The 13,571-nt window shown below is 67.1% G+C and carries 9 protein-coding genes; 5 read left to right on the forward strand and 4 right to left on the reverse strand.

All coding sequences use genetic code 11. The annotated features are described in order from the left end of the window. Window positions 1–81: 81 nt before the first annotated feature. The 3 genes from secD to ACVWYS_RS08010 all read left to right on the forward strand — a co-directional run bounded on the left by secD (window position 82) and on the right by ACVWYS_RS08010 (window position 5,414). Window positions 82–1,857, forward strand: coding sequence for a protein translocase subunit SecD (gene secD, locus ACVWYS_RS08000; protein WP_116767984.1), 1,776 nt, complete (start codon window positions 82–84; stop codon window positions 1,855–1,857). Further along, window positions 1,858–2,877 carry a protein translocase subunit SecF gene (secF, locus tag ACVWYS_RS08005; protein ID WP_456508953.1) on the forward strand — a complete coding sequence of 340 codons (1,020 nt, stop codon included), beginning with the start codon at window positions 1,858–1,860 and terminating at the stop codon, window positions 2,875–2,877. A 245-nt stretch (window positions 2,878–3,122) separates the two neighbouring features. Further along, on the forward strand, window positions 3,123–5,414 hold the full coding sequence (locus tag ACVWYS_RS08010) for a RelA/SpoT family protein (RefSeq protein WP_456508954.1): 2,292 nt from the start codon (window positions 3,123–3,125) through the stop codon (window positions 5,412–5,414). A 14-nt stretch (window positions 5,415–5,428) separates the two neighbouring features. On the opposite strand, the gene ACVWYS_RS08015 is transcribed toward ACVWYS_RS08010, so the two are convergent. The 3 genes from ACVWYS_RS08015 to ACVWYS_RS08025 form a co-directional block, all read right to left on the reverse strand. Then, window positions 5,429–6,088, reverse strand: a complete 660-nt coding sequence (locus ACVWYS_RS08015; protein WP_456508955.1) for a hypothetical protein — start codon at window positions 6,086–6,088, stop codon at window positions 5,429–5,431. Between the two features lie 103 nt (window positions 6,089–6,191). Further along, a complete protein-coding gene (locus ACVWYS_RS08020; protein ID WP_456508956.1) occupies window positions 6,192–7,817 on the reverse strand; it encodes a DUF349 domain-containing protein in 1,626 nt (541 codons plus the stop codon). A 61-nt stretch (window positions 7,818–7,878) separates the two neighbouring features. Next, complete coding sequence (locus tag ACVWYS_RS08025) at window positions 7,879–8,685, reverse strand: peptidylprolyl isomerase (protein ID WP_116767989.1); 807 nt, start codon at window positions 8,683–8,685, stop codon at window positions 7,879–7,881. A 264-nt stretch (window positions 8,686–8,949) separates the two neighbouring features. On the opposite strand from ACVWYS_RS08025, the gene hisS reads away from it, so the two are divergent. Continuing rightward, window positions 8,950–10,299, forward strand: a complete 1,350-nt coding sequence (gene hisS / locus ACVWYS_RS08030; protein WP_344367639.1) for a histidine--tRNA ligase — start codon at window positions 8,950–8,952, stop codon at window positions 10,297–10,299. 6 nt (window positions 10,300–10,305) lie between these two features. On the opposite strand, the gene ACVWYS_RS08035 is transcribed toward hisS, so the two are convergent. Continuing rightward, window positions 10,306–11,643: an APC family permease gene (locus tag ACVWYS_RS08035; RefSeq protein WP_456508957.1), complete on the reverse strand. Its 1,338-nt coding sequence runs from the start codon at window positions 11,641–11,643 to the stop codon at window positions 10,306–10,308. 121 nt (window positions 11,644–11,764) lie between these two features. Between ACVWYS_RS08035 and aspS the strand changes: the two genes are divergently transcribed. After that, on the forward strand, window positions 11,765–13,549 hold the full coding sequence (gene aspS, locus ACVWYS_RS08040; protein WP_344367642.1) for an aspartate--tRNA ligase: 1,785 nt from the start codon (window positions 11,765–11,767) through the stop codon (window positions 13,547–13,549). Window positions 13,550–13,571 lie beyond the last annotated feature (22 nt).

Consider the following 13,571-nt stretch of genomic DNA (forward strand, 5'->3'; position numbering starts at 1 on the left):
AAGCAACGGTTGCGGGCATCCGTCGTCGGGGGCCAAGTGCCCGCGCCGGCGGATCCGCCGTAAATAATAGAAAGATCGACAATGGCACGAACTGGCCCCAAAAACTCAGCCATCAGGATGCTGGTCTGGCTCGGCGTAATCATCGCCGCCATGACGGCCGTCCTGGCGGGCGGCACGATTGCCGGCCAGGCCAGCTGGGCTCCCAAGCTCGCCCTGGACCTTGAAGGCGGCACCCAGATGATCCTGGCGCCCAAGGTTGAGGGCGGTTCGGGCATTACCGAAGATCAGCTCAACCAGGCCGTGGCGATCATCCGTCAGCGCGTGGACGGCTCGGGCGTCGCGGAAGCGGAAATCAGCACGCAGTCCGGCCGCAACGTCGTGGTCAGCCTCCCGGGAACTCCTGCCAAGGAAACCCGCGCCCTGATCCAGGCTTCCGCCGACATGAACTTCCGCCCCGTTATCCAGGCTGGCCCCGGCGCAGCGGTCCCCGAGGCATCCCGGACCCCGGACGCGCAGCTGCCCAAGCCGACGGCCGCGCCTGCCAACAGCAGCGACGAGAACTGGGTTACCCCCGAGATCTACAAGCAGTTCGAGGCGCTCGACTGTGACAACCCCTCGCAGGACAAGCAGCAGCGCTCCGACCCGACGAAGCCGCTGGTGACCTGCCAGCCGGCCTCGGCGAAGTCGCCGGCGATCAAGTACATCCTCGGTCCGGTGGAAGTCAAGGGCTCGAACATCAAGTCCTCCTCGTTCCAGCTGCAGCGCGGCGCCCAGGGTGCCGTGACCAACGAATGGGCCGTCAACATCCAGTTCGATGATGAGGGTACCGCCAAGTTCAAGGACGTCACCCAGCGCCTGTACCAGTTCTATGCCGCCGGCGGCGGTGAGTCGGGCTCGGATCCGAAGTCCCAGTTCGCCATCGTCCTGGACGACCAGGTCATCTCCGCCCCGCGTTCCCTGGCTGTCATCACCGATGGCCGCCCGCAGATCACCGGCGGCTTCACGGAGGATTCCGCGAAGGCCCTCTCCGACCAGCTCCGTTTCGGCGCCCTGCCGATCAGCTTCGAAATCCAAAGCGAACAGCAGATCTCCGCAACCCTTGGCGGGGAGCAGCTCCGCATGGGCATGCTCGCCGGCCTTATCGGGCTCCTCCTGGTCGCCGTCTACTCGCTGTTCCAGTACCGGGCCCTGGGCTTCGTGACGCTGGCGTCCCTCGTGATCGCCGGTGTGCTCACATTCCTGGCCATCGCCATCCTGGGCTGGACCGAAAACTACCGGCTTTCGCTCGCCGGCGTCGCCGGTCTGATCGTGGCCATCGGCCAAACGGCCGACTCGTTCATCGTCTACTTCGAACGCATCCGAGATGAGCTCCGCGAAGGCCGCGGCCTGGTCTCGGCAGTGGAGAACGGCTGGAAGCGGGCCAAACGCACCATCCTCGCGTCAAAGGCCGTGAACCTCCTCGCTGCCGTGGTGCTGTTCTTCGTGGCCGTGGGCAACGTCCGCGGCTTCGCCTTCACCCTGGGTCTCACCGCGATCGCCGACCTCATCGTCGTCTTCATGTTCACGCACCCCACCCTGCAGCTTCTGGCCCGGACCAAGTTCTTCGGCGAGGGCCACAGGTTCTCGGGTCTGGATCCAAAGCGCCTGGGCGCTGTGCCGCTCTACCGCGGGGCCGGCCGGATCCGTACTCCGGAAGACAAGCCAGTGGCGGTGGTGCGCGCGAAGAACACGGGTGCAGCCGCAGAGGCCGAGCGCCGGATGACTATCGCAGAACGCCGCCTCGCCGAAAAGCAGGAACAGGCACAACAGGCACAGCTCGCCGGTACCTCCAAGAGCGCGTCCAAGGAGGGCAAGTAAATGGTCAACTTCTCAACGTTCGGCAATGAGCTCTACACGGGCAAACGCTCGTATGACTTCGTCGGCTACCGGAAGATCTGGTTCCTGATTGCCGGGGTCGCCATCGCCCTGTCCATCCTGATTCCGGTTGCCAAGGGCGGCTTCAACCTCGGCATCGAATTCCGTGGCGGCTCCGAGTTCACGGTGTCCAACGTCCAGAACACGGATGCGTCCCGCGGCGAGAAAGCCGTCAAGGACGTCGTGTCGGGGTCCGTGCCACGCGTGGCCAACGTCGCCGGCAACACCATGCGCATCCAGACGGACAAGCTGTCCGATGACGAGACGCTGCAGATCAAGGAAGGCCTGACCAAGGCCTACGGCGTGACAGACAACGAGGTGACGTCGACCTTCGTCGGCCCCACCTGGGGCGCCGACGTCACCAAGCAGGCCCTCATGGGCCTGGCGATCTTCGTCGGCCTCGCCGCCGTCCTGATGGCGCTCTACTTCCGGACCTGGAAGATGTCGCTCTCGGCACTAGCCGGCATGGCTGTCACGTTGTTCGTGACCGCCGGCGTCTACGCGCTCAGCGACTTCGAGGTGACGCCGTCGGCCATCATCGGCTTCCTGACCGTTCTCAGCTACTCGCTGTACGACACCGTGGTGGTGTTCGACAAGATTCGGGAGAACACCTCGGACATGCAGGCCTCCACCCGGAGGACCTTCGCCGAAGAGGTCAACCTGGCCATCAACCAGACCCTGGTCCGCTCCATCAACACCATGGTGGTAGCCATCCTTCCGGTCGCCGCCATCCTCTTCATCGGCGCCGGTCTGCTGGGCGCCGGGACCCTGCGGGACCTGTCCCTGGCGCTGTTCGTGGGCATCCTGGTCGGCACCGCCGCCACGATCTTCATCGCGGCGCCGCTGTACGCCGCGTTGCGGCAGGGCGAACCTGAACTGGTCAAGCAGGCCAAGCGGGTGGAACAGCGGCGCGCGGAAGCGGCCGCCAAGACCGCCACGCAGGAATCCGCCGCCACCGCCTAGGCGGAGGCTCAAGTGCACCACCGGCGGGCCGGAGAACGTCCTTGGGGACGACCTCCGGCCCGCCGCCGTATCCGGGCCGGTTATCGAAGTATCCTGCTGCGGGAATACACTTGAATAATTAACCGGTCGCGAGAGGTGTTCCATTGGAAGAACGTTCGACGCCGGTGCCGGAGGCACCTGCGGGCAAGGGCCAAGGCCAGAGTTCTCAAACTGGCCTTGTGGCTCCCGGACGTCCTGATGTTCCCGTGCCGGTCGATAATTCGGGCGCCCGGCCCACGTTCCCCGGACGGCGTGAACGCACGAGGTCACGCCTTGCCCGACTGACGGGCCGCGGAGCCCCCGCCTACTCTCCGATCCTGGAGCCGTTGCTGCGCACCGTCCGGGCCAACAACCCCAAAGAAGACTTCGACCTGATCCAGCGCGCCTTCGTGGTGGCTGAGCGCTGCCACCGTGGCCAGAAGCGCAAGAGCGGGGACCCGTACATTACGCACCCGGTGGCGGTGGCCACCATCCTCGCCGAGCTCGGCCTCAGCGGCACGACGCTGGCCGCAGCCCTGCTGCACGACACCGTTGAGGACACGTCCTACACGCTGGCCGACCTCAAGGCCGAGTTCGGCCCGGAAGTGGCCATGCTGGTGGACGGCGTGACCAAGCTGGACAAGGTCAGTTTCGGTGAGGCGGCCCAGTCCGAGACCGTCCGCAAGATGGTCGTCGCGATGGCCAAGGACATCCGCGTCCTGATGATCAAACTCGCCGACCGGCTCCACAATGCCCGTACGTGGCGCTTCGTCTCGGCCGAGTCTTCGGCACGCAAGGCCCGCGAAACCCTGGAAATCTTCGCCCCGCTGGCCCACCGGCTCGGCATGAACACCATCAAATGGGAACTGGAGGATCTCTCCTTCGCCGCCCTCTACCCCAAGGTGTACGAGGAAATCGTGCGCATGGTGGGGGACCGGACCCCGGAGCGCGAGAAGAACCTGGCCGTCATCCGCAACCAGATCACCGAGGACCTCCGCGCGGCAAAGATCAAGGCAACGATCACCGGACGGCCCAAGCACTACTACTCGATCTACCAGAAGATGATCGTCCGCGATAAGGACTTCGACGACATCAACGACCTCATGGGCGTGCGTGTGCTGGTCGATTCGGTCCGGGACTGTTACGCGGCCCTGGGCGCGATGCACTCTCGCTGGAACCCCCTCCCCGGGCGGTTCAAGGACTACATTGCGATGCCGAAGTTCAACATGTACCAGTCCCTGCACACTACGGTGATCGGTCCGGGCGGCAAGCCCGTGGAAATCCAGATCCGGACCCACGAGATGCACCGGCGGGCCGAGTACGGTGTGGCCGCCCACTGGAAGTACAAGGACCAGCCGAACCGGACGGCCGCGGGCCCCGGCAGCCCGCGCGACGGCGACATGGGCTGGCTGCGCTCCCTCGTGGACTGGCAGCAGGAAACCTCGGACCCCGGCGAGTTCCTCGACTCCCTGCGCTTTGAGATCAACGCCCGCGAGGTGTTTGTCTTCACCCCCAAGGGTGAGGTCATGGCCCTGCCTGCCGGCTCCACCCCGGTGGACTTTGCCTACGCCGTGCACACCGAAGTTGGTCACCGGACCATTGGCGCACGCGTCAACGGCAAGCTCGTCCCGCTCAACAGCGAACTGAACCATGGCGACTGGGTGGAGATCTTCACCTCCAAGGCGGAGGGCGCCGGGCCCAGCCAGGACTGGCAGCACTTCGTCAAGAGCGCCCGGGCCCGGAACAAGATCCGGCAGTGGTTCAGCAAGGAACGCCGCGAGGAAGCGATTGACCGCGGCAAGGACCTGCTGACCAAGGCGATGCGCAAGCAGAACCTTCCGCTGCAGCGGCTCATGACCCACGATGCCCTGGCGGCAATCGCGGAGGACTTCAAGTACGCGGACATCTCCGGGCTTTACGCCGGCGTGGGCGACGGCCACACGTCCGCGCAGTCCGTCATGGAGCGGCTCGTGGAGAGCCTTGGCGGGAACGAGCACCCGGACGATGACCTTGCCGAGGTCTCCATCCCCACGCAGGTCAGCAAGGCCCGTTTCTCCGACTCCGGTGTTGTTGTCCGCGGCGTGGACGACGTCTGGGTGAAGCTGGCCCGGTGCTGCACGCCGGTCCCGCCGGATCCGATCCTGGGCTTCGTCACGCGCGGCTCCGGAGTCTCGGTTCACCGGACCGACTGCACCAACGTCAGCGGCCTGATGGACCAGCCGGACAGGATCGTGGAAGTGGACTGGGCACCGACCCAATCCAGCGTGTTCCTGGTGGAGATCCAGGTCGAGGCGCTGGACCGCAAGTCGCTGCTCTCCGACGTCACCCGTGTGCTCTCGGAAAACCACGTCAACATTTTGGCGGCGAGCGTCCACACCTCCACGGACCGGGTGGCGATCTCCAAGTTTGCCTTCGAGATGGGCGACCCGAAGTACCTCAGCCACGTGCTCAGTGCCGTCCGTCGGATCGACGGTGTCTTCGACGTGTACCGCACCACCGGCAACCGCCGCCGGAACTAACTCGTTTTAGCCAGCTACTCCGGCTCCGGCACGAGGGCGGCGAGCTTCGCGAGGGCGGCGTTCTTGTGCGGGACGCGCGGGCTGGCCTCGACGGCCAGCCTGAGCAGCCGGAGCCGCACTCCCAGCTCGGGGCTGGCCAGGAGCGCCCGCAGGGCCGGCACAGCGCGCTCCGCCTCCACGTGCAGGGCCACATCCAAAGCCGTGCGCAACGGGCTGGACACCATCAAACCGCCCAGGCTCACGACGTCGAACGGCCCCAGCCGCACTTCATGGAAGGTACAGCCGCGCACGGACCTCAGGCTGGAAATGCGTCGGTTGGCATCGACCAGCAGGGCCAGGCGGTCAGGTTCGTCGGCGCAGCCATAGATCCACGCAGCGGTCATCCGCCCCGCCACCACCCGCTGTCGGATCGCCGGCGCCACGGCCAGGGACGCGGCGCGGGCGCGCAGCTGAGGACTGGCCGGGACGCCGGGCGGCAGGTACCCGCGCTGATACAGCTGCGTCAGCACGCCGTCGGCGGCCATGGCCTGCAGCTCCGGCCAGGAGAACAGGGCGCCGGGGGAGTAAAGCTCGCACTGCTCCCGACCCGGACCCGGACGCGGACCCGGACCCGGACCCGGGCCCGGCACCGGCAAACCCGGACGATCCGCAGGGGCGCGGGGCATGAGTACCATTCCGCCATCGTTCCCGGTTCCCCGGACACAGAACAGGCCCCGTTCCGGTCATGTGGATAAACCGAAACGGGGCCTGGACCTGGTTTCCCGGCGTGCCGGCTGCTTAGGAGAGTTCGCTCGCTGAGCGCTCGAGCTGCTCGAGCCAGGCCTGGCGCGCCTCGAGGGCCTCCTGGGCTGCCTTGATCTTGCGCTCGTCGCCGGCCTTCTCCGCCTTGGCGAGGTCTTCCTTGAGACCGGCAATGGCGGCTTCGAGCTGGGTCAGGGCGCTGTTGGTGCGCGCCTTCGTCTCCGGGTTGGAGCGCTTCCAGTTCTCGTCCTCGGCCTGGCGGACGGCGTCCTCCACCTTCCGCAGGCCGGCTTCGATGCGGCCCATGTCGGCGCGCGGAACCTTGCCGGCTTCTTCCCAGCGGTCACGGATGGACTGCAGCGCTTTCTTGGCAGCGTTGAGGTCCTTGATGGGCAGGAGCGCGTTGGCCTCCACCAGGAGCGCTTCCTTCACCACGAGGTTCGCACCGTATTCCTGGTCGATCTCGTCGTTGGCGGCCTGCCGGTTGGTGAAGAAGACATCCTGGGCGGCGCGGAAGCGGGCCCACAGGGCGTCGTCGTCCTTGCGGCTGGCGCGGGGCGAGGCCTTCCATTCGTCCATCAAGCGGCGGTACTCGCCGGCGGCAAAGCCCCAGTCGGTCGAGGAGGAGAGTGCCTCGGCCTCGGTGATCAGCTTCTCCTTGACGGCCTTGGCAGCCGAGTTGTTGCTGTCCAGTTGGGAGAAATAGGCGCGGCGGTGGCGGTCGAAGACTGTCCGGGCGGCACGGAACCGCTTCCACAGCGCGTCTTCGTTGCTGCGGCCGAGACGGACGCCGCTCTTCTGGGCGATCTTCCAGCTCTCGAACAATTCGTTCATCCGTGCGCTGGAGGTCTTCCACTGGATCTGCGCAGGATCGTGGCCGGCGATTTCCTCGGCCTCGGCCACGATGGCCTCGCGGGCGGCAAGTTCGGCGGCGCGGACGGCGTCGTGTTCTGCTTTCTCGGCCTTCTCGAGCTCGCCGATCTGCGTCACCAGGGCATCCAGCCGGGCCTCAGCGGAGAGGTAGTCGCCGACCATGTTCCGCTCGGCAAGCTGTTCGCGCAGGTGCGTGACGGTCTTCTGCATGTCCGTGGTGGGCGCCTTGGAGCTCACGCGCTGTTCCAGCAGAACAATCTGGGCCACGATGTCCTCGAATTTGCGGGCGAAGTAGCCCAGTGCCTCGTCGGCGCTCACTCCGGGGTACTGGCCGACGGGGTATTCCGTGCCGTCAACGGTCAGGAAGACGTGGCCGTCCCCTTCAACGCGGCCCCAGCGGGCCGCCTCGGCCAGCGAGGCTGCGGAGGAGACTGCCGCGGGTGCGGGAGCCGGTGCGGCTGCGGAGGGCTTGGCTTTGGGCCGGGCAGCGAAGGCTGCCGGGCTCGGCGCGGGCCGCGCCGCCGCCGCCGCCGCTGACGGGGCGGGAGCAGGAGCAGGAGCCTTGGCAACAGGCTCGGCTGCCGTTTCGACTGCCGGGTCCGCCGGAGCGGCCACGGCGGGATCGGCGGCCTCGGCGTTCTCGCCTGCCTCTGCGGTCGATGCCTCGGCTGCCGCTTCCGGTGCCGCGTCTACGGCAGCGCCTGCACCCTCGGCAGTGGTTGCCTCGGCTTCGGTTTCGTTGGCAGCTGCTGTTGCCACTGTTTCGTCGGATTTCTGACTGTCTGTCACCGCTAGAAGTCTTTCGCTTGGAGGGAAATACCGGGACTACGGCCTTCAGGGCCGCATCTGGTTACTTCAGTGTGAACGAGTCTATCGTGACTGGTTCCACAGGTGCGCCGTCCGTGGCGTTATCGCCCGGCTTCAGACCGGCGGCGGCAATCCCGCCGACCACGTCGAGCCCGGAGGTCACCTTGCCCACCACCGTGTAGCCGCCGGCGGCGTCCGCGGGTATGACGGTGTCCTTGTAGACGATGAAGAACTGGGTGCCGTTGCCGTTGGCGTTGCCGCTGGTCCGGGCCACGGCGATGGTTCCGGCCGGGTACTTGTTGTCAGCCGGGGTGTTCTCCAGCGGGCCCCACGTGTAGGAAGGATCGCTGCTGCCGTCGCCGGTCTTGGACCCGCACTGCAGGACACCAAAGGTCTCGCCCGTGGTCAGCCGGTGGCAGCTGAGGCCCTTGTAGAAGTTCTGGTCGGCGAGGGACTTGAAGACGGCCGCGGCCTGCGGGGCCTTCGTGCCGTCAATTTCAACGCCTAGCGTGCCGCGGTTCAGCGCGAGTTCGCCGGTAAAGGTTTTGCCCGCGGCAGTGTCCGGTTTGGGGATGTTGTCCGCATTCGTGGCGGCCGCCGTCGGCGTGGCGGACGCCGAGGGGCTCTGCAGTCCCGCCTGCGCGGCCGCGAACTCTTCCTCGGTGGGGTTCGACGAAAAGACGGTGAGCTGCAGGACCAGGGCCAGGGCGATCGCACCGGTGCCGGCGCTGATGGCCAGAACGTTGTCGCGCTTGCGGCGCTTGTCCTGGTCCCGGCGCAGGCCGCGCCTGGCCTCCATCTGCTGAACGCGCCGCTTCGCCTCGCGTGCGTTGCGTGAACTGGCCGCCAAAGGTCCTCCTGGTTGTAAGGTGCGTGACCGTGACGGGCCGTGGGCGCCGTCGCGGTCACAGCTGCAAGCTGCCGGCAGTCCCGCCGGGCCGCCTCCGTTGGAAGAAGCGGGCGCCGAACGCATAAACTGACTGCCGCACACAGTTTATGCACGACTGGCCGGTCTGCCGCCTATCTTCGTTACGTTTCGACAGAGAATGCCGCGTGACGTCCGCGCCCGGATTCTGCACCAGCACCAGCAGCAACTAGAGGAGAAAATTTCACCATGGCACGCACAGCCTCCCTGTCAGGATTCCCCGAGTGGCTTCCCGAGGAGCGGCTGGTGGAACTCCATGTGCTGGACACCCTGCGCCGGACGTTTGAGCTCCATGGCTTCTCCTCGATCGAGACCCGTGCCGTGGAAACGGTGGGGCAGCTGCTGCGCAAGGGTGAAATCGACAAAGAGGTCTACGGCCTCAGCCGGCTCCAGGACGATGAAGGCGACGCGGCGGCCAAGTCCGACCCGCACGCCCTGGCCCTCCACTTCGACCTCACTGTGCCCTTCGCCCGCTACGTCGTGGAGAACGCCGGCTACCTGGCCTTCCCGTTCCGCCGCTACCAGATCCAGAAGGTCTGGCGCGGCGAGCGTCCCCAGGAGGGTCGGGCCCGCGAGTTCACCCAGGCGGACATCGATGTGGTCGGCGACGGCGAACTGCCGTTCCGCTACGACGTCGAAATAGCGCTCGTCATCGCCGAAGCGCTCAACGCGCTGCCCATCCCCGACTTCCTGCTCCGGATCAACAACCGCAAGCTGGCCGAAGGCTTTTACACCGGAATCGGGCTCACCGACACGGCCGGCGTTCTCCGCAGCATCGACAAGCTTGAGAAGGTCGGGCCCGCGAAAGTGGCTGAGCTGCTCAAAGAGGAACTCGGGGCCACCGACGAACAGGCGCAGGCCGCCCTCAAACTCGCGGGCATCCGTACCATGGACACGTCCTTCGTGGGCCAGGTCCGGGCACTGGGCGTCACCAACGAGCTGCTCGAAGAGGGCCTGAACGAGCTGGAACAGGTTATTGCGGCCGCCGTCCAGCGCGCACCGGGCCGCGTGGTCGCGGACCTTAGCATCGCCCGCGGGCTCGACTACTACACGGGCACCGTGGTGGAAACCGTCCTGGTGGGGCACGAGCAGCTGGGCTCGATCTGCTCCGGCGGACGCTACGACGCCCTGGCCACCAAGGGCAACCGCAAGTTCCCCGGCGTCGGCCTCTCGATCGGCGTGACCCGCCTGGTGTCGCGGATCCTGAGCCAGGACCTCGCCAAGGCCACCCGCTCCGTTCCGACCGCCGTCCTGGTGACCCTCAACAACGACGACAGCTGGGGCGCGGCGCAGGACGTCGCGGCGCAGCTGCGCAGCCGGGGCATCGCCACGGAGGTCGCCGCGAAGGCCGAGAAATTCGGCAAGCAGATCAAGTTCGCGGACCGCCGCGGCATCCCGTTCGTCTGGTTCACCGACGACGACGGCAAGCACCAGGTCAAGGACATCCGCTCGGGCGAGCAGGTTGACGCCGACCCGGCCACGTGGACGCCCGCCGAAGAGGACCTGCACGTCCGCGTGACCGCCGTCGGCGGGAACTAAAGCTACCTAGCGCTGCCGGGGAGTCCTGCGCCACCGCAGGACCAGGAACCGCCCGGCCACCCCGAGGGCCAGCACCGCCGCCATGACCAGCATGGAGGCCGGCGGGAGGGTCACGGCCAGGACGAGGCAGCCGAGGAAACCCAGCACGTTGAGCCAGCGCGGCGCATGCCACGGGCGGCGGCCCAGCGTGAAGGCGGCGGCGTTGGTCACGGCGTAATAAATGAGCACCCCGAAGCTGGAAAACCCGACGACTGTCATCACGTTCGTGCTCAGCAGCAGGACGATGACGACGGCGGCGACCGCCAGTTCTGCGACGAACGGGACGGTGTGGGCGCCGCCCACCCGGGCCAGCCGCGCCGGCAGGTCACGTTCCCGGGCCATTGCCAGGGTGGTCCGGCCCACCCCGGTGATCAGGGCCAGCAACGCGCCAAGACACGCGGCCGCCGCCCCGGCTTGGACGAAGGGAACTCCGGCGCTGAGCTGTGAGACGGCCACCGCGTCAAGCAGCGGTGCCGTTGACTCCGCCAACTGCTGCGGCGGAAGGTGCCACTGCAGCAGTGCGGCCAGGCCGAGGTAGATTACGAAGGCCCCGGCCAGCGCTGCCAGGATGGCGCGCGGGATGGTGCGGGTGGGGTCCTTGACCTCTTCGCCGAGGGTGGCGATGCGGGCGTAGCCGGCGAAGGCGAAGAACATCAGCCCCGCCGCCGGAAGGACGCCCCAGTCGACGCCCGACGGCGTCGGGTAGACCGGGACCGCGGACACCGCGGGGGCGCCGTCCGGGTGCGGACCCAACAGCGACGCCACCGCGACGAAAACAATCGTGGCCAGCACGATGGCCAGCAGGATCCTGGTCAGGAAGGCGGTCCGGGTAATGCCGAGCAGGTTGATTCCGGTAAGGACCACGACGGCGGCGACCGCCAGCGGTGTGGCGTAGGCCGGTGCCACGTAGTGCCCGAACGTGAGCGCCATTGCCGCGCAGGACGCCGTCTTGCCCGTCACGAAGCCCCAGCCCGCAATGAACCCGGGCCATTCGCCAAGCTGCCGGCGACCATACACGTAGGTGCCGCCGCTGGCGGGGTATCTGGCCGCCAGTTGCGCCGAGGCGACGGCGTTGCAGTAGGCAATGACGCCGGCGACGGCCACGGCCAAAGTCAGGAGCGGGCCGGCCAGGGCGGCGGCGGGGGAGAACACCACGAACACCCCGGCCCCCAGCATGGAACCGAGGCCGATCGCCGTGGAATCGACGACGCCGAGCCGGCGCTGCAGCTGTTGCTGCCCGTGGCGCTCCACAGGCTGCTCACCGGGCCCGTCGCCGGGTTGGGTTCCGTGATGCCGGCTCGCCATGGCGGGAGGGTCCTTTCCAACGGGTAAACTCGAACGGGATCGTTCCAGTAGCGATCCTATAGAGCGTCATTCTTTAATATCGCTTTTGATTTTCCCTCTGTCTTCTTCAGAAAGGCGTGCTGTGCTGCGCACACATGACCTCGGATCGCTTCGCTCCGAGCACATTGGACAAACCGTAACCCTCGCCGGCTGGGTCGGCCGGCGTCGTGACCACGGTGGTGTCGCATTCGTTGACCTCCGCGACGCGTCCGGCGTCGCCCAGGTAGTGGTCCGCGAAGAAGAGGTCTTCCACGGCCTGCGCAACGAGTACGTGCTGCAGATCGTCGGCACCGTGTCCCAGCGTCCCGAGGGCAACGAGAACCCGGCGCTTCCGACCGGTGAGATTGAGGTCATGGCCGAGAAGGTCACCATCCTCAACACCTCCGATCCGCTGCCGTTCCAGATCGACGAGCACGTCGAGGTCGGCGAGGAAGCCCGCCTGAAGCACCGCTATCTGGACCTGCGCCGCCCCGGCCCCGCCCGCAACCTGCGCCTGCGGTCGGAGGCCAACCGCGTGGCCCGCGAGCTCCTCCACCAGGACGGCTACGTGGAGATCGAAACCCCCACGCTGACCCGCTCGACGCCGGAAGGCGCCCGCGACTTCGTGGTCCCCGCACGCCTGGCGCCGGGCTCCTGGTACGCGCTGCCGCAGTCCCCTCAGCTGTTCAAGCAGCTCCTGCAGGTGGGCGGCTTCGAAAAGTACTACCAGATCGCCCGCTGCTACCGCGATGAGGACTTCCGCGCGGACCGCCAGCCGGAATTCACCCAGCTGGACATCGAGGCCAGCTTCGTGGACCAGGACGACATCATCCAGCTCGGCGAGAACATCGTCAAAGCTCTGTGGAAGCTGATCGACGTCGAGATCCCGACGCCCATCCAGCGCATCACCTACCACGACGCCATGGCCCGCTATGGCTCGGACAAGCCGGACCTGCGCTTCGGCCAGGAGCTCACCGAGCTGACGGAATTCTTCAAGGACACCAACTTCGGCGTCTTCAAGGCGCCCTATGTGGGTGCCGTCGTCATGCCCGGCGGCGCCTCCCAGGCCCGCCGCGCCCTCGATGCCTGGCAGGAATGGGCCAAGCAGCGCGGCGCCAAGGGCCTGGCGTACGTCCTGTACAAGGAAGACGGCGAACTCGCCGGTCCCGTGGCCAAGAACCTCACTGACACCGAGCGTGCGGGCCTCGCCGACGCCGTTGGCGCCAAGCCCGGTGACTGCATCTTCTTCGCCGCCGGCGAGAAGACCCCGTCCCGTGCCCTCCTGGGCGCGGCCCGCGTGGAGATCGGTCACCGGACCGGCCTGATCAACCCCTCCGACTGGGCCTTCTGCTGGGTCGTGGACGCGCCGATGTTCGAGCCCGCCGCCGCCGCTGTCGCGTCCGGTGACGTCGCCGTCGGAGCCGGCAAATGGACCGCCGTGCACCACGCGTTCACCTCGCCCAAGCCGGAGTTCATGGACACCTTCGACCAGGATCCCGAGTCGGCACTGTCCTACGCCTACGACATCGTCTGCAACGGCAACGAAATCGGCGGCGGCTCGATCCGTATCCACGAGCGCGATGTCCAGGAACGGGTCTTCGAACTCATGGGACTGGATAAGCAGGACGCCCAGACCAAGTTCGGCTTCCTGCTCGAGGGCTTCAAGTTCGGCGCCCCTCCGCACGGCGGCATCGCCTTCGGCTGGGACCGCGTTGTGGCCCTGCTGGCCGGTGTGGAGTCCATCCGCGACGTCATCGCATTCCCGAAGTCCGGCGGCGGCTTCGACCCGCTGACCCAGGCGCCCGCTCCCATCACGGCGCAGCAGCGCAAGGAAGCCGGCGTGGACTTCAAGCCCGAGGCCACGAAGGCCCCCGAGGCGAAGAACTAGCCGTCTAGCATCAGCATCAACA

This window comes from Arthrobacter sp. TE12231 (assembly GCF_054062895.1).